This window comes from Furfurilactobacillus sp. W61-4 (assembly GCF_057545565.1).
Genome location: NZ_BAAJNZ010000004.1, coordinates 138,038 through 158,343, shown reverse-complemented (window position 1 = coordinate 158,343; position 20,306 = coordinate 138,038). Strand labels below are relative to the sequence as shown.

Annotated in this window: 20 protein-coding genes and 2 tRNA genes; 12 read left to right on the top strand and 10 right to left on the bottom strand. The window is 44.1% G+C overall.

Annotated elements, in window-relative coordinates; translation table 11 throughout:
* Positions 1–31: 31 nt before the first annotated feature.
* From AC27FN_RS06465 to AC27FN_RS06455, 3 genes are read right to left on the bottom strand one after another with little or no spacing between them, the layout of a single operon-like run.
* Positions 32–2,035: a cation:proton antiporter gene (locus tag AC27FN_RS06465; protein WP_487167193.1), complete on the bottom strand. Its 2,004-nt coding sequence runs from the start codon at positions 2,033–2,035 to the stop codon at positions 32–34.
* A 53-nt stretch (positions 2,036–2,088) separates the two neighbouring features.
* The gene (locus AC27FN_RS06460) at positions 2,089–2,733 is read right to left on the bottom strand and encodes a DUF421 domain-containing protein (RefSeq protein WP_487167192.1); all 645 of its coding nucleotides are present in this window, start codon (positions 2,731–2,733) and stop codon (positions 2,089–2,091) included.
* Positions 2,734–2,740: 7 nt separating this feature from the next.
* Complete coding sequence (locus AC27FN_RS06455) at positions 2,741–3,190, bottom strand: DUF3290 family protein (RefSeq protein ID WP_487167191.1); 450 nt, start codon at positions 3,188–3,190, stop codon at positions 2,741–2,743.
* A 123-nt stretch (positions 3,191–3,313) separates the two neighbouring features.
* Here AC27FN_RS06455 and AC27FN_RS06450 point away from each other — a divergent pair, with 123 nt between their 5' ends.
* On the top strand, positions 3,314–3,601 hold the full coding sequence (locus AC27FN_RS06450; protein ID WP_487167190.1) for a hypothetical protein: 288 nt from the start codon (positions 3,314–3,316) through the stop codon (positions 3,599–3,601).
* A 48-nt stretch (positions 3,602–3,649) separates the two neighbouring features.
* On the opposite strand, the gene AC27FN_RS06445 is transcribed toward AC27FN_RS06450, so the two are convergent.
* The 4 genes from AC27FN_RS06445 to AC27FN_RS06430 form a co-directional block, all read right to left on the bottom strand.
* Positions 3,650–4,015, bottom strand: a complete 366-nt coding sequence (locus AC27FN_RS06445) for a winged helix-turn-helix transcriptional regulator (RefSeq protein WP_487167189.1) — start codon at positions 4,013–4,015, stop codon at positions 3,650–3,652.
* 1,101 nt (positions 4,016–5,116) lie between these two features.
* Positions 5,117–5,189 (bottom strand) — tRNA-Gln (locus AC27FN_RS06440).
* Positions 5,190–5,241: 52 nt separating this feature from the next.
* Positions 5,242–5,314, bottom strand: a tRNA-Glu gene (locus AC27FN_RS06435).
* Positions 5,315–5,469: 155 nt separating this feature from the next.
* Positions 5,470–5,916: a universal stress protein gene (locus AC27FN_RS06430; RefSeq protein WP_487167188.1), complete on the bottom strand. Its 447-nt coding sequence runs from the start codon at positions 5,914–5,916 to the stop codon at positions 5,470–5,472.
* Between the two features lie 179 nt (positions 5,917–6,095).
* On the opposite strand from AC27FN_RS06430, the gene AC27FN_RS06425 reads away from it, so the two are divergent.
* Positions 6,096–6,626: a L,D-transpeptidase gene (locus AC27FN_RS06425; protein WP_487167187.1), complete on the top strand. Its 531-nt coding sequence runs from the start codon at positions 6,096–6,098 to the stop codon at positions 6,624–6,626.
* A 65-nt stretch (positions 6,627–6,691) separates the two neighbouring features.
* Here the strand turns inward: AC27FN_RS06425 and AC27FN_RS06420 are convergent, their stop codons facing one another.
* Complete coding sequence (locus AC27FN_RS06420) at positions 6,692–6,901, bottom strand: hypothetical protein (RefSeq protein ID WP_487167186.1); 210 nt, start codon at positions 6,899–6,901, stop codon at positions 6,692–6,694.
* Positions 6,902–7,090: 189 nt separating this feature from the next.
* On the opposite strand from AC27FN_RS06420, the gene AC27FN_RS06415 reads away from it, so the two are divergent.
* From AC27FN_RS06415 to AC27FN_RS06375, 9 genes are all read left to right on the top strand, one after another.
* The gene (locus AC27FN_RS06415; RefSeq protein ID WP_487167185.1) at positions 7,091–8,263 is read left to right on the top strand and encodes a betaine/proline/choline family ABC transporter ATP-binding protein; all 1,173 of its coding nucleotides are present in this window, start codon (positions 7,091–7,093) and stop codon (positions 8,261–8,263) included.
* Positions 8,260–8,907, top strand: a complete 648-nt coding sequence (locus tag AC27FN_RS06410; RefSeq protein ID WP_487167184.1) for an ABC transporter permease — start codon at positions 8,260–8,262, stop codon at positions 8,905–8,907. Before AC27FN_RS06415 ends, AC27FN_RS06410 begins: the two co-directional genes overlap by 4 nt.
* On the top strand, positions 8,904–9,839 hold the full coding sequence (locus AC27FN_RS06405) for an osmoprotectant ABC transporter substrate-binding protein (RefSeq protein ID WP_487167183.1): 936 nt from the start codon (positions 8,904–8,906) through the stop codon (positions 9,837–9,839). The genes AC27FN_RS06410 and AC27FN_RS06405 overlap by 4 nt, the downstream gene beginning before the upstream one ends.
* A gap of 4 nt (positions 9,840–9,843) precedes the next feature.
* Complete coding sequence (locus tag AC27FN_RS06400; protein ID WP_487167182.1) at positions 9,844–10,512, top strand: ABC transporter permease; 669 nt, start codon at positions 9,844–9,846, stop codon at positions 10,510–10,512.
* A gap of 205 nt (positions 10,513–10,717) precedes the next feature.
* Positions 10,718–12,448 carry an ABC transporter ATP-binding protein gene (locus tag AC27FN_RS06395; RefSeq protein ID WP_487167181.1) on the top strand — a complete coding sequence of 577 codons (1,731 nt, stop codon included), beginning with the start codon at positions 10,718–10,720 and terminating at the stop codon, positions 12,446–12,448.
* The gene (locus tag AC27FN_RS06390; protein ID WP_487167180.1) at positions 12,441–14,276 is read left to right on the top strand and encodes an ABC transporter ATP-binding protein; all 1,836 of its coding nucleotides are present in this window, start codon (positions 12,441–12,443) and stop codon (positions 14,274–14,276) included. The genes AC27FN_RS06395 and AC27FN_RS06390 overlap by 8 nt, the downstream gene beginning before the upstream one ends.
* A gap of 96 nt (positions 14,277–14,372) precedes the next feature.
* Positions 14,373–15,377, top strand: a complete 1,005-nt coding sequence (locus tag AC27FN_RS06385; protein WP_487167307.1) for a serine hydrolase domain-containing protein — start codon at positions 14,373–14,375, stop codon at positions 15,375–15,377.
* A 72-nt stretch (positions 15,378–15,449) separates the two neighbouring features.
* Positions 15,450–16,415 carry a type I phosphomannose isomerase catalytic subunit gene (locus AC27FN_RS06380; protein ID WP_487167179.1) on the top strand — a complete coding sequence of 322 codons (966 nt, stop codon included), beginning with the start codon at positions 15,450–15,452 and terminating at the stop codon, positions 16,413–16,415.
* A 46-nt stretch (positions 16,416–16,461) separates the two neighbouring features.
* Positions 16,462–17,304, top strand: coding sequence for an aldo/keto reductase (locus tag AC27FN_RS06375; RefSeq protein ID WP_487167178.1), 843 nt, complete (start codon positions 16,462–16,464; stop codon positions 17,302–17,304).
* A gap of 123 nt (positions 17,305–17,427) precedes the next feature.
* Here AC27FN_RS06375 and AC27FN_RS06370 read toward each other — a convergent pair whose 3' ends face one another.
* Entirely contained in the window at positions 17,428–18,135 is a 708-nt protein-coding gene (locus AC27FN_RS06370; RefSeq protein ID WP_487167177.1) for a type 1 glutamine amidotransferase, read from the bottom strand.
* Positions 18,135–19,496 carry a MurT ligase domain-containing protein gene (locus AC27FN_RS06365; protein WP_487167176.1) on the bottom strand — a complete coding sequence of 454 codons (1,362 nt, stop codon included), beginning with the start codon at positions 19,494–19,496 and terminating at the stop codon, positions 18,135–18,137. Before AC27FN_RS06365 ends, AC27FN_RS06370 begins: the two co-directional genes overlap by 1 nt.
* A gap of 206 nt (positions 19,497–19,702) precedes the next feature.
* On the opposite strand from AC27FN_RS06365, the gene AC27FN_RS06360 reads away from it, so the two are divergent.
* A complete protein-coding gene (locus AC27FN_RS06360) occupies positions 19,703–20,305 on the top strand; it encodes a thymidine kinase (RefSeq protein WP_487167175.1) in 603 nt (200 codons plus the stop codon).
* Position 20,306: the final 1 nt, after the last annotated feature.

The window sequence follows — 20,306 nt, the reverse complement described above, 5'->3', positions numbered from 1 at the left end:
TGCCGCAGAAAAGCTCGGGCCAGATTGGGAATCAACTAATAAATGCATTGTTGTTTTGTAGATAAGCCATTTCGTCGAAAATGATGTGTTGCTGCAGCTCTTCGGCGAGCCCCACGCTCATTTTTCCTGCGCTAATTGCTGCTTGGAAGAATTCATATTCGGCATGGAAAGCGGTTAAAAAGAGTTGATAAACAATTTTAGGATCGGGAACGGGCATGTTCATGCGGCGATGACGTTCCCGATAAGTTCGTTGAACAGCATGTAACTCAACGGTTGTTGTACCACCGTGAGCATGACGATAATCTTTTAAAGCATCGACGACAGCATTGAAACCGACTTCTTCAATTGGTCGAATGTCTTCACCGTGTGCCTGGAACTGACGCTGCCAATAAAATTGTTCTGCAATCAATGGCGTCGTAAAAAACATATCTTGTCCCGATTGAACATCTTGGTACAGACGACCGGTATGAATACTAAAGCGAATTCTTAGCATAAGATTGTGCCACGGATTGGTGTCGACAGTAGAAACACTTAAATCAAGAAATTCAGTGTAATAGTAGAATTCATCGTCGGTAATTTCTCCGCGGCCATGCATATCAGCGATTGCTTTTCGCTCCGCCGCATCGGCTAGGTCAAAAATATGGCGACGTTCACGCCGATGAGAAATTTTATTTTGATGCAATTGTTGACTCAATGCGTCTACAACAATTTGAGCTTCAGCGGGATGCTCCTTATCGCCACGGACGGTATTCATCGCAGTCATAATCATTTCTTTGGTCCATTGTGTAATCGGTTTTTCCGCAGATGGTTTCGTCACTTTTGTCATTCTAGGCACTGCTATAGCAGCAACGGTCAAACTAATCATGATAACAACGGCGACGATAAAGATGAGGGCGTTTCGATCAATCGGTAGTTGTTTATTTCCCAAGGCTGGTAGCAGGAAAGCAAGCGATAAGGAGATCGTCCCGCTAGCACCACTGACGGCCATTAACCAACTGTCCTGCCAACGATGTTTACTGGAAACATGCATCCAGACAAGGTAGCGTGACCATAGGAGACGTAGGACAAATTTTAGGCCATATAAAACGATACCGATTAGTATGAGTAGACCTAATAACCCTGGGTGTTTGGTTGCAATCTGAATAACGATGGTTGGTAGTGAGATGCCAAGGAGGACAAAGACTAAACCGGTCAATGCTTCCTCAACGATTTCCCACACATTGGAACGGACTAACTGCATTCGGCTTGAGATCAGCTGTAAGCTGTCATTTTCCCGACCTTGAACGAGGCCCGCGGCCACCACTGCTAGAATACCGGATAATTCGTATTGTTCTGCAACAAAATAGGCTAGGAATGGCACAATTAACTCAAGTGATAGCATGACAAAGGGACTGTCATCATCGCCGAGAATTAAGATGCGGCGAAGATAATGAAATAAGGAACCGATTAAGACGCCGACAAGCAGACCGCCAATGAACTCAAGGATAAACTTGCCAACGGCCGCGTTTGCGGAAAATGTGCCGGTTGTAAACGCCAATAATGATAGGTCAAAGGCAACGAAACCAGAAGCATCGTTAAAGAGAGATTCGTTTTGCAAGATTGTAAAAGGAATTTGAAACTCAGGATTCGGTTGGGCGAAGGCGCTAACTGCGGAAGCATCTGTTGGGGTAACTACAGCACATAGTGCCAGAGCCAGTGCGAATGGCAAAAGTGGAAAAAACAGGTGAAGCGCCGCGCCAACTAGCACAACCGTCACTAGGACTAAAGCTACGGACAAGGAAGCGATATTAATGGCGCCTCGACCGATCCAGTAACGCGAAGCGGACTGGGATTCGTTGTACAGCAGTGGCGTTACAATGAAAAATAGAAATAGATTGGGGTTAAAAATGTAGTTATGATACATCGGTAGAATCGACACAATGAGTCCCATCAAAATGAACCATAACGGCAATGGAATAATCGAGAAGTGTCGGTTAGCGATGACCGCGGCGACAACGCCAATTAGAATAATCAGAAAGAAAAATGTAGTGGTCATTTGTTGCCTCTCATTTCGACGGTAATTTAAGCTGGGAATAACGACAATTTAATTTAGCGGTCCTGATTATCATAAAGCATCACATCTAGTTGACCGTGCTGATATTTAGCCATATAGACTTGTCGAACATTGCTGACAGCCTGTTGTTTTAACTCGGTTTGCAACCAAGTATTGTCTTTACCCATCAGTTCTAAAACATCTGGATCGACTTGTCCATCAACGATGACGGGGTATCGCACATCTTCATCACCGCGGGTGAGGACGGTGATGCTGCCATTTTGTTCGAGAATAGCGCGTTTAACTTGGTTTAAGTCATATGCACCAACCGTTCGGAGCTTAAAGTCGACATCTTTAGCCGATAAATTAGCTCGTAAACAATTTTCAACGAGCAGATGACCATTTCGAACGATCGTAATGGGTTGACCGTCAATAAACTTCCCAATGCTATGAATGTGAGTTTTTAAATATCGGGTAATCAAGATTAGCAAAGCCCAAATTAGTAACACGACGATAAACTGGGCTAGTGTGATTGTTGAACTGTAAATAACTCCGCCGATAATACCACCAAGAACATAATTTTGCAGTTGATCCATCGCTGAGGTTGGGGCCAGGTTGCCTTTGCCAGTAAAATTTATTAGCAAAGTGATAAATAAAAAACCGACGACTAACTTTAAAACGATGTCGGGATAATTTGCCATGCGTCAGTTACACTCCCTTCACAGTAATCCGTGTTTTAACGAGGCTGACCCGTTGTAAAACAAATTCTGAACCATCCGCGTTATAGACAACATTATAGTAGTGATTTGCTGATTTAACGAGCAAGCCAGTGTTTGCTTGTGAGGGATTGTTTACAGCAAGCGTTTGCGGTTTTACATTGAGCTGATGAGCAACCTGCTTAACGGTCGCAATGATTTGTCCGTTTTGCTTTGAGGAGGCTTGAAGATTGGTGAAGTCGTTATACTGATAAGCTAATGTTAGCATTAAGAATGTCCCGGCAATTACAGCCAAATCTTTAAACTTAACATCCCAACGATGGCGTAAGTATTGAAGCATTAATAGCAGTGTCACGACCACTAGGGCACAGATGATCGCAATTCTTAAATACTGGCCTTGATTTTGATTTGACACAATAAATTGATAACTGTAAAAAGTCATCGGATGATCCTCCCGATAAGCGCAATGTAGATTGTGGGATACATGGGTAACAAGAACTACTAGTCACAGTGGGCGGCATTTAAATTCGGAGTGTGGTACCCTTGAGTTAGGGAAGGTGATCGAATGACACCGCAACGTTTACTACGACACATTAAACGAATTACTGCCGCTGGTACTAGGCAGCTTTTGGTTGTAGTCAATCCGCATCGTATGTATGAATATGGCTTGGGTACTGAGCCTTACGATGCTGATAATATTGAGTGGTTCACCGGTGATATGGATCGAGTGACTAAGATTATCGATGACCAGAAAATTTCAGCCACGTTTATGGAAGCGTCAGATGGGCAACCGGATAATGCTCGGCAAATTTATAATCACCACCGCAACGAATTGCGACGTCGCTCCCGTTGACTGTCGCCTTATTGTTGCTGTAAACGCCACGTTGATGGCGTTTTTTATTTAGATTGATTCATCACATAGCGAACGCTGGCGTAGACTTGGTGCGATATGTTGATTACCCCAATCACAAATGGCATCAAGGACTGGAATTAAAGTTTGTCCGGTATTGGTGAGCTGATACTCGACGTGAGGTTGGGCGGTTTGAAAGTCATGACGACTGATTAAGCCATCTTCCACCAATTCCTTAAGCTGAACGGTCAATGTTTTGTGGGATACATTTTCAATATGATGCTGTAGTTCCGCAAACCGACAGTGCTTTTGGTCAGCTAGTTCAAATAAAATCATAATTTTCCATTTACCTTGAATGAGTTGCATCGTCGCATCAAATTCATTGAGATAGGGCGCTTTTTTCTGAGAATTTATCATGGATGAACCCCTTTCTGATTAGCGACAATCGAATGTTATGTTGATTATTATACTGATTCTTGTGTCGAAGATAAAAGAAGTATCATTTTTCGTAATTGGAAAATGTTGGACATGCTTAAAGCTGTGGTTAGAAGCACATCGAGATTTATCTGTTTGTACAATGTTTTGCTGTTTTTATTAGGTCATTGGTCCGGTTGCTAGTAGTACAGTCGTCAGTCAGTTCGCTACTTGCTGGCGGCCTAGCTGGAAAAGTATTAAGTGCTCTCATTCTCACCAATCCATGACCGCAAGGGGTGAGAGCATGGAATACTATTCAAGGATGGTTGGGGGAATGGTGCAGTTTGCTGTATCGTTCTATATCTCCGCAAGAGCAGTGAAGTTGCTTGCTCAAGCATACGAGATTATAAAAAAAGCTAGTTACACAAAGTAACTAGCTTAACAGTCATACTTGACCGGCGGACAAAGGGCATTCTTTGACGAGACCCCTTTGCCTTTCCAATGACATTATTATATCAGGTTTGCCATTAAAGACAAACGATATTGCCGGGGATGTACCGAGTGGTGCATCCCTTTTTCTTTGGTCTTTTCAGACCCTTTAAAAAAGCACATTTGCGGTTCCATAGAAATGAGAACCAGAAATAAAAAAAGCCGCCCATACGGACAGCCTGCGGACTAAAACCTTAACCCCAGTATCATAACAGAACATGCCAGTTCCACAAGTGGCTAAGTTAAACTTGGGAGTCTTTGATAATCATCAAAAAAGGCGTGCCACAATGTGACAAGGCCTAACCCCAGCCGCCCGCCGGTGTATTTTTATTATGTGGTGCCATTATGTGAGGTAGACCAATTTCAAAAGTCACTCAAAAATTGGTCTGTGGTGCCAGTGAAACTCTGTATACACTGGTATAAAGGTGTTTATTGATGATTAAAATAAGCCAAAAGTATTCAAATACGACTTTGGTCTATAAAAAATGATGTTTTTAGTTGTTTCGTGGTGCCATTTGGTTTTAACTGAATCAAACTAAAAGGAATAAAAAAATGCCTCAAATGCTGATATAACAGCCTTGAGACAATCAGATGAAACACTATAAACCCTCAAAGTTGGGTATACTGGGCTCGAACCAGTACATTACGGATTCAGAGTCCGCTGCCTTACCAATTTGGCTAATACCCAATGAAATTTTAAAGTCGTAAATCTGCCAAGCAAGCGCCCGGGTGACTTTAAATCACCCCACCGGGGATCGAACCCGGAACTCCGCCTTGAGAGGGCGACGTCTTAACCAATTTGACCATGGGGCAAATTTACTCTACTTATTATACGGTACTGACCAACGATGTCAACGGGAATTCCTAGAAAAAGCTAAGGTTTCGTGTGAACGGATAAGTTAATGCCACTCTTGTAGGGGTTTTGGTCATGAAAAAAGTCCCGGCTTGTGACTGGGACTTGCTGGCGCTTAATTAGCTTCATCTTTAACCACTAGCACATTGACGACGGCTTCACGAACGACATAACCCGTGGTAGAGCCTAAGATGGCACGTTCGAAGGCGTTCGTACCTGTTGCACCGATTACTATGAGATCAATGTCATGCTGTTCGGGAAAATATTTGGCGATAGTTGGTTTGGGGGCATCGTGAATAACGGTGGTCTTAATGTTAGTAAAACCGGTTTTGTCAGCGATGGATTTTGCCAAGCGTTTTAAATAACCATCGGCGCGTTGTTGTAATTGAGCTGAGACATCTTCTAGCGGATACTCAGGTGCCGAATACATTGGGGCAATAACCTCAAGTAAACTGATGTCAGCGTCATTTTGTTGCGCAATTGCTACGGCCGTATTTAAGGCAGCCTCGGCATTACTGGATTCGTCAGTCGGTACTAAGATGTGCTTTGGTTTAAAGGGCATAGTCATAGCCTCCTATCGATTAGTGAAATGGCAATATTTCTATGCTTTGTTTATAACATTTTAATAAATAAAAATCATAAAAAATGCTTATAACGGACTTGCCAGCAGATGTACTGCAGTCCGGTTGCATTGTTGACAGGCTTTCGATAGGCTGGATAGATAGGACAGGAGGATAAGAGATGCGTCATAAATTTAAATACGGCAGTTTGCTTTGCGTAATCGTATTGATCGTGTTAGGTATAAACCTACAGTCAGCCATGGCCAAAGGGCGATCTAAGCTTGATTGGCAGGCACCTTCACAAGCAAAACCATATCCGGATTTGCAGCGCTATCCACACGCCTGGTTTGATGTTTCGTTAAAACGACAACGACTATACATTAAAAATGGTCAGCGTACGTTATACACAATGATCATTTCAAGCGGAAAAAACGCGACCACACCACGAGGAACGTTTGCAATTCAAGCCGAGCGAGGTGCGAGTTTTTACAACGAACGATTGCAAGAAGGCGCGAATTATTGGACCTCGTTTCTTGATCATGGGGTGTACCTGTTTCATACAGTACCGACAAAAGCTGACGGAAGTTACAATGTATCGGAAGCAAAGCGGCTGGGGCGGCCGGCCTCACATGGTTGTGTGCGACTCACCGTTGCAGACGCAAAATGGCTGAATGAATCGGCACCTACGGGGATGAAAGTGGTGATTCACTGATCGTGACAATGAAAGAGAATTTTTGCCGCGATGATCTGTTATCGATTAGCTCATAAGGGATTTAGTTATTTTTTTGTTGATAATTGTTGCCATTGCAGCCACCCCCAAAGGGTAAATAACGTGATGGCATAGAGGGTGCATCCCCAGAAGGCGATAATAATAATTAAAGAATTGGTGAATTGACGCATCACAAGCAATCCCAATGCGAGGACAAAACTGATCACTAGGCGGCTGGTTAATTCATCTAAGTGTTGTTGCCGTTCTTTTTGCGACATAAGGCTCCTCTCTACGAATTTAAGTGTTCAAATCATTAATTGTTTGATTAAAAACAGCTAATTTGCAATGACCCGGGCAAAAACGTTACGGTATTGAGTAAACAAAAGCGGAATCAAACTGGCGGATAGCCAGTCACTGTTATAAATAGCATTATTATGGTGATTTAGACAAGGAGTTGGGAAATAAAAATGTTTTTAAAAATGAGTCATCTGAATAAGACCTATCCAGGCAATAAGGTCGCCGTGGCGGATTTTAACTTGGAAGTAGAACGCGGTGAATTCATTTGTTTTATTGGCACATCTGGATCAGGGAAAACGACTACCATGCGGATGATTAATCGCATGTTAACGCAGACATCTGGTGAAATTACGATTGATGGTAAAGATATCGCCCAGATGAACCCAGTTCAATTACGGCGGCGAATCGGTTATGTGATCCAAAACATTGGCCTGTTGCCACATATGACGATTCGTGACAACATCACTTTAGTGCCGCGTCTATTGAAGTGGCCGGAAGATAAACGTAATCAACGCGCTAAAGAAATGATCAACTTGGTTGAGCTACCTGAAAATTTCTTGGATCGTTATCCAGCGGAACTATCTGGTGGGCAGCAACAACGGATCGGGGTTGCCCGAGCACTAGCTGCTGATCAAGATATCATTCTGATGGATGAAGCATTCAGTGCACTTGACCCAGTGACCCGAGAATTATTACAAGACTTAGTTAAGAACCTTCAACAAGAATCGGGTAAGACCTTTGTCTTTGTGACTCATGATATGGATGAAGCATTGAAATTAGCAACCCGGATTGTTGTGATGTCCCATGGCGAGACGATTCAAGTTGCGACACCAGAGGAAATTCTCAAGCACCCGGCCAATGATTTTGTGGAAGAACTGATTGGGCGTGAACGTTTAATTCAGGCTAAGCCTAGCATTACGACAGTTGGTCAAGTTATGTTAAAGACGCCAGTAGCGGTGACTGGTGCTGAACCGATGTCAAAAGCGTTAAAACTGATGCATGATCGTCGGGTTGATACTTTATTGGTCACAGATAAAAACCGTCGCTTGACGGGGTTTGTTGACATCGAATCCTTTAGTGAACGTTATAACCCTAAAGCACCAATAGAATCTGTGGCAAATACCAAAATTTTTTATGTGAACGAAAATGCGGTTATTCGAGACACCGTGTCACGAATCTTGAAGTATGGTTATAAGAACGTGCCAGTTGTTGACAATGATCGCCGTTTAGTCGGAATTGTGACGCGGGCGGCACTCGTGGACATCGTCTATGATGCACTGTTTACGGATGAAGCACTTGATAGCGATCATGCTGATGAACAAAAGGCAGGTGATCAACAGTGATGACATTCTTTCAAAATTTTGGCGGACAACTGTTGGTCAAAATTTGGCAGCACCTGTACATCTCTGGCATTTCTTTGGGCTTGGGCGTGTTAGTTGCGGTGCCATTGGGTGTCCTCTTAACACGATTTAAAAAAGTAGCCGGTGGAATTATTGGTTTAGCTAGTGTGTTACAAACGGTTCCGGCGATGGCCTTGTTGGCCTTGATGATTCCTATCTTTGGGATTGGTTCTAAGCCAGCGATCGTGGCACTATTTATCTATTCACTCTTGCCAATTTTGCGCAACACTTACCTAGGTTTGGAAGGCTTGGATCCTAGTGTGCTAGATGCAGCCAAAGGTATGGGCATGAGTCAGCTGGAATCAATCCGGTTAGTGGAACTCCCGCTGGCGGCTCCTGTGATCATGGCTGGTATTCGGTTGTCAGGGACTTATGTGATTGCTTGGGCGACATTAGCTTCATACATTGGGGCTGGTGGATTAGGGGATTTCATTTTTAACGGATTGAATTTGTATCGTCCAGATTTAATTTTGGGTGGTTCAATCCCAGTTATTTTGTTGGCCTTGATTGTTGATTTCCTGTTGGGGCGGATTGAAGCTTGGGTGACGCCAACCGTCTTAACTAAGGACGGAGGTGATCAGGCATGAAACGATTGCAACGGAAATTATTTTCGCTGGTGTTACTTGGTTTAAGTGCCTTGCTATTGCTAAGCGGTTGTGGCTTTCCTGGACTCAACAACTCGTCAACGGGGACGGTGCGCATTGCGGCGATGTCGACGACAGAATCGCAAATCATGGCTGAGATGTTAAAGGCCCTGATTGAACATGATACGTCCTATAAATCAACGATTATTGCAAACCTAGGTTCCGGGAACGTGACATTTAATGCTCAGAAGCGTAATGACGCTGATTTAACCTCGACGCGATATACAGGGACGGATCTTGAATCCATTATGGGTAAAAAGATCAATCGAAAAATGACGCCTGCGCAAACAGATGCATACGTGCATCGCTATTTTAAGACGCATTATCATATGACGTATTTTCCAAGTTATGGATTCGCTGACACATATGCTTGGATGGTCACGGAGAAGTTTGCCAAGGAGCATCATGTTAGTAACGTGAGTCAATTGCAACCCATAGCTAGCAAAATGAAGGTTGGTATTGATCCGATCTGGGAGAATCGGCACGGGGATGGTTATGCGGACTTTCAACGTGTTTATGGGTATAAGTTTGGCAATGTTTATAACATGCAAATTGGGCTAGTTTACAGTGCATTGGCTAACGGACGCATGGATGCCGTGCTGGGATATTCTACCGATGGACGAATCAATAGTTATGGGTTACGAGTATTGAAGGATGACCGCAACTTCTTCCCACCATATGACTGTAGCGCCGTCGTCAATGATGCAGCCTTAAAGAAATATCCTAAGTTGAAGCAAGTGGTGGCTAAATTGAACGGGAAAATTGATTTAAAAACCATGCAACGGCTGAATTATGAAGTTGATAACAACTTGGAAGAACCAGCGACGGTTGCTCAACGCTTTTTAAAACAAAATCACTATTTTGACGGGAGGTAAGGCAATGAACCATTTGAATTTATGGGAACAATTAATCTATTATTTTCAACACAATGGCCTCTATGTGCTTAGCCAGTTCAACCGTCACTTTTTGATTTCAATTTACGGGGTGTTGTTTGCAGCAATCGTTGGCATCCCGATTGGTATTTTTATCGCGCGTTATCGGCGCCTGAGCGATTGGGTGATCGGCGTGGCGAATGTCATTCAAACGATCCCGTCGCTGGCAATGTTATCGGTACTGATGTTAGGCCTTGGCTTGGGAGTCAACACGGTTATTGTGACGGTCTTTTTATATGCCTTGTTGCCAATTATTAAGAATACCTACACCGGCATGCTAAACGTAAATCCAGACGTGCTCGACGCAGGTAAGGGGATGGGGATGACGCGACTGCAAACCTTGCGCTACATCGAAGTTCCATTATCATTATCCGTTATTATGGCTGGCATTCGTAACGCGCTGGTCTTAGCAATTGGAATTACCGCGATTGGCTCGTTCGTTGGGGCAGGTGGTCTTGGCGATATTATTATTCGCGGGACCAATGCGACGAACGGTGGTGCAATCATTTTAGCAGGTGCGTTACCAACTGCATTGATGGCCATCATTTCTGACGGGGTCCTTGGCTGGCTTCAAAAACGCTTTGATTCGGCGAGTCAACACGCAGCTAACGGATAAATAAGCACGATCGTAACGATCAAAATTTGCGAAAAGTTCGCCCTGATTTTTTTGGGACGAACTTTTTTTGTGAAATAAACGTAGTAACGACCGATTGAGTTAAGGTTTAAACGGTTATTGAAAGTTGCGTGGTAGATTGCTTGAATCTGGTGCCCGTCAGCAAGATACTGTTAGCAAATGATTATCGAAAGGAGCGTGGCAGCTAATGTTTAAACTGGCTGGTCGGTATGTTGCCTGGTGGGGGTTTATCGGTGCCCTACTATTTTTAATTATTCAAGCCGCCTGTAATTTATTTTTACCGACGATTACTGCCAATATCATTGACTTAGGGGTTGCCAAACACAATTTAACCTATATTTGGCAAACCGGGATCGTGATGCTGGTTGTTTCATTGGTGGGGGTCGCCGCGGCGGCCGGTAATGTTTACTTTGCGGCCACCCAATCGATGCGAATGGGGCGTGATTTGCGGCGAGATTTGTTTAACCGCGTGACCTATATGAGTAATGCAAACTTTGATCGGTATGGTGATGCATCATTGATCACGCGAACGACAAATGATGTTACCCAAGTCCAAAACGTGACTGTAACGATGCTAAGAATGATGATTATGGCACCAATTAACCTCGTTGGAGCTGGAATCATGGCCTACTTAAAAAACAAGCAGTTAACGTTAATATTTTTGGTGGTTTTGCCGATTCTGGCGTTAGTCGTGTATTTAATTCAGCATGCTTCAGTGCGCTTATTTCGTAGTATTCAAGGCAAAACTGATCGCATTAATTTAATTTTGCGAGAAGGCTTGACTGGGGTTCGTGTCATTCGGGCATTTAACCGCGATAAATATGAGGGAACTCGTTTTAATGACGCCAATCAGGACTTAACAAATACCAGCACGCGGGCCTTTGAATTGGTTAGCTTGATGTTTCCGATTATGACGTTGATTTTAAGCGCTTCTCAAATCGCAATCATCTGGTTTGGGGCGCAAATTATCGGCGCTAATCAGATGCAAATTGGGAGTTTGGTTGCATTTATGACCTATGCGACACAAATTCTGATGGCCTTTATGATGTTGTCACGAATGTTTGTTTTTATCCCGCGGGCTTCAGCTTCGGCAATCCGAATTCAGGCGGTATTGGGAACCGCCCAAGATATTAAGGACGGTCGCGAGACTAACATGGACAAGGCTAGTGCGAGTCTGACGTTTGATCACGTCTCTTTTAGTTATCCTGACGCTGGTAGACCAGCCTTAACAGATATTTCATTTACTGCTCAAGCCGGACAAACGATCGCAATTCTTGGTGGCACAGGCGCTGGGAAAAGTTCATTAATCAACTTAATCCCTAGATTATATGAGGTTAGTGATGGCGCAGTCCTCGTTAATGGGGTGGATATTCGTCAGTTAACGCTAACCGCATTGCATAACCAAGTTGCCTTTAATCAACAGACGGCCGTGCTATTTAGTGGCACTGTCCGTAGTAACCTGACTTACGGGGCTGCTGGTGCAACCGATGATCAGCTGTGGGCTGCCTTAGCAACAGCGCAAGCGGATGATTTTATTAAAGCTCAGGGTGGTCTAGATGCTCCGGTCGAGCAAGACGGGGGTAATTATTCGGGCGGTCAACGACAACGACTAGCTATTGCGCGGACCATTTTAAAACCAGCCAGTGTGTATATTTTTGACGATTCCTTTAGTGCCTTAGATTTTGAAACAGATGCAAAATTGCGCCAGGCATTACGAGCAGATCATCAGGTTCAACAAGCGGTTACCGTGATTGTTGCGCAGCGGATTTCAACGGTGGTTAATGCGGATCTGATTTTATTACTTGATCATGGTCGACTGCTTGATGCGGGCACCCATGAGCAATTAAAACAGCGAAGTCAGACGTACCGTGAAATTATTGATTCACAAATTCGAGAAGGGGGTGAGCCCAATGCGTAATCCAGGAGCAGGACGGGGTAATCAATTTGCCCGACCGACAGAACACCCCGCACAATTCTGGCCGACAACTAGACGGTTATTCAGTTATCTAAAACCATGGCGCGTTGGCCTAATTATTTCGGTTGTCTTGGCGCTCATCTCCGTGATTACATCTATTTTCGGACCTAAATTACTAGGAAACGCCACAACGTTAATCTATGCAGGCGTGACGCAGGCAAGGCAGCATCCAGGGACTGGCATTGCAATCAATATGGCCGCAATTGCTAAGATTTTAGCTGAGACGGGTATTTTATATGCCGTGTCCGGGATCTTCTCAATCGTTCAGCAGATCGTCATGACACGGATCTCTCAACGGGTGGTTTATCAATTACGACGAGAATTCAAGGCGAAGCTATCCCGCGTGCCAATCAAGTATTATGATACACACAATAATGGCGACATTATGTCACGTGCGGTTAATGACATGGATAATATTGCTGGAACCCTTCAAATGAGTTTTATTCAGATTGTTACCTCAGCCGTGACGTTTATCGGGGTATTGTTACTGATGCTGTCAATCAGTTGGGTATTGACGCTGGTGGCATTAATTACAGTTCCGATGAGTCTCGTCGTGGTGCGAGTGGTTGCGCCCCGATCACAGAAATTCTTCATGACGCAGCAGACGGCTTTGGGGACGATGAACGATCAAGTCGAGGAGACTTTTGCCGCGCATACAGTCGTGCGAACCTACAATCACGAACCGGAGGCCATCAAGACTTTTGCTCAACAGAATGATCGTTATTATAAAGCGGCTTGGAAAGCTCAGTTTATTTCTAGCTTGATTTTTCCGTTAATGAACTTCATTTCAAATTTTGATTATGTAATGGTCGCGGTCATCGGTGGTATTCAAGTTGCAGAAGGCAGCATTACATTAGGTAACGTGCAAGCCTTTTTGCAATATACAAATCAATTCAGCCAGCCGATCACTCAAATTGCCAATATGACAAACACCATTCAGGCAACGATTGCATCAGCTGAACGGATTTTTCAGGTTTTAGATGAGCCAGAAATGGATGACACCACAACCAACTATCCAACGGTCAGTGACGATACGAATAAAATAACACTGGCAGCAGTCGATTTCTCATATCGGGTTGATCAACCGTTGATTAAGCAATTTGATTTGGCGGTGCAACGCAATAAAATGATCGCTATCGTGGGACCGACCGGCGCCGGCAAAACGACGATTATTAATCTATTGGAACGATTTTATGAGGTCGATGGCGGTAGTATCCGTTTGGATGGTACTGATGTTCGGAACCATACGCGTGACCAAATTCGGCAGCATTTCGGCATGGTACTCCAAGAGACCTGGTTATTCGCTGGCACGATTGCCGATAACATTCGATATGGTCGTGAACATGCCTCTGATAAAGAAGTCAAAACTGCGGCAGTAGCGGCTCAAGCGGATCAATTCATTGAACAATTGCCGGATGGCTATCAAACGGTTCTGAATCAGGATGCTAGCAACATCTCACAAGGTCAACAGCAATTATTAACCATTGCCCGTGCCTTTTTGGCGGATCCAGAAATTTTGATTTTAGATGAGGCAACCAGTTCCGTTGATAGTCGTACTGAGATGCAAATTCAAACGGCGATGGCTACTTTATTGCAACATCGAACGAGTTTTGTGGTGGCCCATCGTTTGTCTACAATTCAAAATGCTGATCAAATCGTGGTGATGAATCATGGAGCTGTGGTAGAGACCGGTACACATCAAAGTCTGCTAGCAGCTAAGGGGTTTTATGCCCAGCTGTATAATAGTCAATTTTTGGGGCAAACGATTTAGAATGCGTCCATCGATGTTTAAACGACATGTGTTAAGCTTGACGTTAATTAAGAAGTGGGTTTAATTGATGTGATTAGTTGAGAGGTTAACAGCGTGATGAATAGGATGCGCACGGAAAAAATGATTGAGCAGTTGGTGAGCGAACACGTTGTTCCCGGAGCGTCATACGCGTTGATTGATCATGACTGTGTAAAGAAAAAGGTGATTGGTCAGGCTGCTTGGTGGCCGGAACCTGAACCTTTGCATACTGGGATGTTATACGATTTAGCCTCTTTGACGAAGGTGATCGGTACGACAACGGCCGTCATGCAATTAGTTGAACACGGGGTACTCAGTGTGGATGAATCGCTCCATCATTTTGTGCCAACGTGGTTGGATGAACGGGTGACGTTACGCGATCTATTAACGCATACAGCGGCGATTAGTGGGTATATCCCACATCGGAATCAGTTGCCTGCGGATCAGTTATTAACGGCATTATTGAAACTATCAGTAGGGCCCTCGTTCGAACAGCGTGACCATTATACTGATATCGGGTTAATTTTCATCGGCTTGGTGTTAGAAGTAGTCTACCAACAGCCAGTGCAGACCGTGATTCGTCAACAAGTTTTGACGCCGTTATCAATGACGACAGCAACGTTTAACCCTGACCCGAAAGATAGCGTCCCCACAGAATTAACGTCTAATGGACTACTTCGTGGACAGGTTCATGATCCTAAAGCCGCGATCCTAAAAGAACATTGTGGTTCGGCCGGTTTGTTTGCCTCATTGGATGATGTAACGACCTTTTCCCAGTGGTTCTTAAGTAATCGTGATGACGTAGTATCCAGTCAAACCCGTGATTTATTGCAAACAGATCAAACTCCCAATCGTCGGCTTGGTCGGTCATTAGGCTGGAATCTGTTGGCTGCAAGCACTCCGGATCACTTAGTGGCCTTTCATACAGGTTATACGGGAACTATTTTGATCCTTGATCGTGTGACAAGCCAAGGATTAGTACTATTGACCAATCGTGTTCACCCAACGGCAACGAATCAACGATTCATTGCTTGGCGACCGCGATTATATCGCACCTTTTTAGATGAAGTAGCAGATCGTTAATCAAGTTAGATCATGCTATGCTACACTTGAAGACGAATTGGAAACGTTATCAATAAAAAAGGGGCCGACGTAATGACAGAACCAATGTTTATGATCCCAGTGTTTCATGAAAAGATATGGGGTGGAACTGGCCTACGCGATCGTTTTGGCTATGATATTCCAACGGACCATACAGGGGAAGCTTGGGCAATTTCTGCTCATCCCCATGGACCGGCGACCATTGTTAATGGCGAGTTTCGTGGTGAATCGTTAGATCGCGTGTGGGCGACTCACCGTGAAGTGTTTGGCAATGCAACTGGCGACGTTTTCCCGTTATTGACAAAAATTTTAGATGCGCATGAAGATTTGTCGGTTCAAGTTCATCCTGACGATGCTTACGCGGAAGTCCATGAGCATGAATTAGGAAAAACGGAGTGTTGGTATGTGATTGCCGCACAGCCGGGCGCTAAACTATACTACGGTCATCATGCTCAAACGCGGGCGCAATTGGCAGATTGGATCAACCATGACCATTGGGATCAGCTATTTCGGACGGTCCCGGTTAAGGCTGGGGATTTCTTCTATGTCCCAAGTGGCACGATTCATGGGCTAGGCGCTGGGGTCATGGTTTTAGAAACTCAGCAGAGCTCTGATACGACATATCGAGTGTACGACTGGGATCGGACAGATGCTCAAGGACATCGACGTGAATTGCATAAGCAGCAAAGCATTGAAGTTACTACCGTTCCTCATGTAGATCCTAAATTAGATATTACGACGAAACATGTTGGTACCGGGATGATTAAAAAGTTTGTTTCATCACCACACTTTTCGGTTTATGAATGGCGTAGTCGTGGGGGTGAATTGCGATTCACGCGAGGGGCAGCACCCTATACCTTAGCGTCTGTGTTAAATGGTCGCGGCGAACTGGTTGTTCCCGGACAGGACCCTTATACCTTGGTCAAGGGGATGCATTTTATTATTCCCTTTGATATTAAACAGTGGGAAATTCGGGGTGATGTGCAAATTATTGCCAGTGAGCCAGATGAACAAGCATGAATGATTAAAAATATTGTTTCGCAAAAGTTGAGGAGGTTTGTTTAATATGGAAAATGTTACGTTGAATAATGGGGTTCAAATTCCCCAATTGGGCTTAGGCGTCTTCCTGGTCGAAGATGAAAATGATTTACGTCACTCGATTGAGTATGCATTGGCTGATGGTTATCGTCATTTTGACACCGCTGCAATTTATCATAACGAGGCTGGGGTCGGTGAAGCTTTGGCGGCTAGTGACGTTAAACGATCAGACTTGTTTATTACCTCTAAATTATGGGACAGTGTCCAAACCTACGATGACACGATCACAGCATTTAAGGCGAGCTTACAACGACTACAAACAGATTATCTAGATCTGTATCTGATTCATTGGCCAAGTGCCGGTTATAATGAAAAATGGCGAGCAATGGAAGATTTATATAATGATGGGTTAATTAAGGCCATTGGGGTGTCTAATTTTGAGCAACCACAAATGGATCAATTATTGACGACAGCCAAGATTACGCCAGCCGTTGACCAAATTGAAACCCATCCATATTTCCAACAAACCCAATTGCATGAGTACCTAGCTAAATTAGGCATTGCTCATGAAGCTTGGGGACCTTTGGGACAGGGAAAAGGTGGCGTTTTGCAGGATCCGGTCTTAAATGACATTGCGACTGCGCACCACAAGAGTGTGGCACAAGTGGTTCTCCGCTGGCATATCCAACGCGGCATCATCGTCATTCCAAAGTCAATTCACCAAGCCCGTGTTGCAGAAAATATTGATGTCTTCGATTTTGAACTCACTGATGCAGAAATGACGGCGATTGCTGGCATTGACAAACATCAACGTGGCTCAGAAGATCCCAATGACGAGGCGTGGTTGAAGCGATCACTGACCATGAACTAAAGGTTGTTAACTGTATTTTGTTAAACGAAACGGCACGATCCACTTGATTTCATTTCAAGTGGATCGTGCCGTTTGCCTGTCATAAGCGTGTTTTTATCGCGATTTATTGAGTCATTGCGATGGTTAGAAGGTCGCTGGAATTTCCATAGCATCAAATGCGGAAAAGTCTTCTGTGGGATACTTTCGTTTTAGCGCTTCCACAAGCAAGTGTTTCGCAATGTCACCATTGCGGGTCAAAATTGGCCCGTGAAAATAGGTGCCATAGACGTTCTTGTAATGAACACCTTCTGTACCATCCATACCGTTATTACCAGCACCTTCTGAAACAACACCGAGGGGAGCTTCATCTGCGCCTAAGAAAGTCATCCCTTGATGGTTTTCAAAGCCGTGATACACTTCGCCGGTTTGTTCATCCTGAATAATCGTGTTGCCGATAAAACGATGATCGTGTTGATTTTTTGTATAGTGTGACATCGATTTAGTTCCCGTGATTTTTTCGCCATCTGCGCCAATGTAATACTGGCCGAGTAATTGGAAACCACCACAGATGGCTAAGGTTGGCCCACCGGATTCGATAAAATCTGTGATGGCCGCAGCTTTACTGGGCAGGTCTTTGGCCACAATCGTTTGCTCGAAGTCCTGGCCACCACCAAAGAAGACGATGTCATAGTCTTTTTCCCGAAAATCATCACCGAGGCTGATCAGTCTCGTCTTAATTTCGGTATCCATCTGGCTGGCATAATAGTTCATGGCCAGAATATTGCCAACGTCGCCATAGGTGTTCATGAGATCGCCATATAAGTGAGCGATGGTTAAACTGTATTTTGCCATTAAGCACCCATTCCTTCCTTAATCAAACCTTCGCTGGCAAATTGTTTGCGTAGTTGCAGGACAGCGGTATAGGTCGCCAGCACATACACTTTCTGAGTTGGTAATGCCTTGATTTTATCCACCACTTCGCTGAGATCTGGTTCAATAATCGGGTGATCCACACCGGCCACTTTCAGACGAAAGGTAATGTCCTTATAACGTTCACCGCCGGTCATGAAAGCTTTGATCTTTGGCTGTTGACCGCTACCCGCGGCGCCTAGTTTTTCAAATTCGCCATCCCAAATCCAGCTTGTATCAATCCCATCCGCATAATTTGCGTTTAGCAAGCCAACGAATGAGAAAGGATCTGGTTCCGTTAAGATCATATCGATGACTTGGTTAACACCAACTGGATTCTTAATCAAAATTAACGTCACGTCCTTATCGCCAACATGAATTTCTTCTTGACGACCGAAGACGCGTTCGTCACTGGTAAAAGCCTGCCGTATCTGATCATCACTCACCCCCATAAAGTGTCCGACTGCAAAAGCAGCGAGTGCATTATAGATGTTATACAAACCACCAATACCAATTTCATAAGGTTGCTCATTGATTTCAAATGCTGAGCTAGTTGGGGTCATTGCGCCAAGCTTGGTGACAGCATCGGTCAGCTCTGGTCGGTGAAAACCACAATGAGGGCAGAAATAATCGCCTAAATTACCATATGTCATGAAGTGATAATGTAAAATGTGCTGACAGACAGGACACAAAATCCCATCCGTATTCACGGGAGCAGTCATATCACCTTTGGGTAGATGATTAAAGCCGTAGAAAATTTGAGGGTTAGGCAGTGAAACAGAATTAAATAACTGAGTGTCACCGTTAGCAATGATCGTCGCATCTGGTGCCAGTTTAATCCCATCGAGAATTTTCTTATAAGTCGTATAAATTTCGCCATATCGATCCATTTGATCGCGGAAGATGTTAGTCAGCACAAAGGCAATCGGTTTGATATATTGAGTGACCTTAATGACATTAGCTTCATCAACTTCTAAAACTGCTAAGGGACGTTGACCATGCGGACGTTTGGCATGAAGAAAAGTACCGACGATACCTTGTTCCATGTTCGAACCCGTCGGATTAGTTAAAACATTCGGATATTTCTGGCGTAGGACGCGAACTGTCAAGGCTGTCGTCAAGGTCTTACCGTTTGTTCCAGTGACCACAATAACATCGTAATTTTGACCGAGTGTCTTCAATAATTCGGGATCAATGCGTGTTGCCAGTTTGCCTGGCAGGGAGGAACCACCATGCAAAAATGTGTGTAAGAACCAATAAGATGATTTGCCAACTGCTGTGGCTACGCCGCTTTTTAATGACATAAAAGAACTCCTTCAACACCGTAATTAACCTTTGTAGTTTAGCACATTCGTCAAATAAACTGGTTGAGAAAGCTCAGACTTAAGCGGTGATTAAGAAATATTGGTGCCGCCTTGAGTTTATTGGTCAAGCGACGCAAGCCTGTTCATTAGAGCAGTGATTCGCTATAATGAAAGGCGACAAAATTTTAGGGCAGGAGTAAATCGACATGGCACAGTTGTTTTTTCGTTTTGGCGCGATGAATTCGGGCAAAACGATTGAAATTTTAAAAGTTGCACATAACTATGAAGAACAAGGCAAGTCAGTCATTATTATGACCAGTGCTGTGGATACACGGGATGGAGCTGGCTTTGTTTCCAGTCGAATTGGCCTTAAGCGACCTGCTCACGCAATTCAATCGACCACCGATATCTATGAAGCAGTGACTAGAATTGATCCATCTGCTGCCTGTGTCTTGGTTGATGAAGCACAGTTTTTAGAAAAACATCATATATTAGAGTTAACCAAAGTCGTTGACCAATTGCATATCCCGGTGATGACATTTGGCTTGAAAAATGATTTTAGAAATGAACTATTTGAAGGTTCAAAGTATCTACTGCTTTACGCTGACAAGATTGAGGAAATGAAAACAATTTGCTGGTTCTGCCGAAAAAAGGCCATTATGAACTTGCGTGTGCATGATGGTCAGCCGGTCTATGAGGGTGAGCAGGTTCAAATCGGCGGTAATGAAAGTTATTATCCGGTTTGTCGAGAGCATTATTTCAATCCGCCAATGAGTCAAGCCCAGTTTCATGTTGAGGAGACCGAATAAT

Excerpts from the sequence above, each read along its gene's own strand:
- AC27FN_RS06360 (WP_487167175.1), top strand. The coding sequence starts at position 19,703 with ATGGCACAGTTGTTTTTTCGTTTTGGCGCGATGAATTCGGGCAAAACG.
- AC27FN_RS06385 (WP_487167307.1), top strand. The coding sequence starts at position 14,373 with ATGAATAGGATGCGCACGGAAAAAATGATTGAGCAGTTGGTGAGCGAA.
- AC27FN_RS06460 (WP_487167192.1), bottom strand. The coding sequence starts at position 2,733 with ATGGCAAATTATCCCGACATCGTTTTAAAGTTAGTCGTCGGTTTTTTA.
- AC27FN_RS06415 (WP_487167185.1), top strand. The coding sequence starts at position 7,091 with ATGTTTTTAAAAATGAGTCATCTGAATAAGACCTATCCAGGCAATAAG.
- AC27FN_RS06375 (WP_487167178.1), top strand. The coding sequence starts at position 16,462 with ATGGAAAATGTTACGTTGAATAATGGGGTTCAAATTCCCCAATTGGGC.
- AC27FN_RS06425 (WP_487167187.1), top strand. The coding sequence starts at position 6,096 with ATGCGTCATAAATTTAAATACGGCAGTTTGCTTTGCGTAATCGTATTG.
- AC27FN_RS06445 (WP_487167189.1), bottom strand. The coding sequence starts at position 4,015 with ATGATAAATTCTCAGAAAAAAGCGCCCTATCTCAATGAATTTGATGCG.
- AC27FN_RS06420 (WP_487167186.1), bottom strand. The coding sequence starts at position 6,901 with ATGTCGCAAAAAGAACGGCAACAACACTTAGATGAATTAACCAGCCGC.
- AC27FN_RS06430 (WP_487167188.1), bottom strand. The coding sequence starts at position 5,916 with ATGCCCTTTAAACCAAAGCACATCTTAGTACCGACTGACGAATCCAGT.
- AC27FN_RS06405 (WP_487167183.1), top strand. The coding sequence starts at position 8,904 with ATGAAACGATTGCAACGGAAATTATTTTCGCTGGTGTTACTTGGTTTA.
- AC27FN_RS06400 (WP_487167182.1), top strand. The coding sequence starts at position 9,844 with ATGAACCATTTGAATTTATGGGAACAATTAATCTATTATTTTCAACAC.
- AC27FN_RS06395 (WP_487167181.1), top strand. The coding sequence starts at position 10,718 with ATGTTTAAACTGGCTGGTCGGTATGTTGCCTGGTGGGGGTTTATCGGT.
- AC27FN_RS06390 (WP_487167180.1), top strand. The coding sequence starts at position 12,441 with ATGCGTAATCCAGGAGCAGGACGGGGTAATCAATTTGCCCGACCGACA.
- AC27FN_RS06465 (WP_487167193.1), bottom strand. The coding sequence starts at position 2,035 with ATGACCACTACATTTTTCTTTCTGATTATTCTAATTGGCGTTGTCGCC.
- AC27FN_RS06450 (WP_487167190.1), top strand. The coding sequence starts at position 3,314 with ATGACACCGCAACGTTTACTACGACACATTAAACGAATTACTGCCGCT.
- AC27FN_RS06380 (WP_487167179.1), top strand. The coding sequence starts at position 15,450 with ATGACAGAACCAATGTTTATGATCCCAGTGTTTCATGAAAAGATATGG.
- AC27FN_RS06370 (WP_487167177.1), bottom strand. The coding sequence starts at position 18,135 with ATGGCAAAATACAGTTTAACCATCGCTCACTTATATGGCGATCTCATG.
- AC27FN_RS06455 (WP_487167191.1), bottom strand. The coding sequence starts at position 3,190 with ATGACTTTTTACAGTTATCAATTTATTGTGTCAAATCAAAATCAAGGC.
- AC27FN_RS06365 (WP_487167176.1), bottom strand. The coding sequence starts at position 19,496 with ATGTCATTAAAAAGCGGCGTAGCCACAGCAGTTGGCAAATCATCTTAT.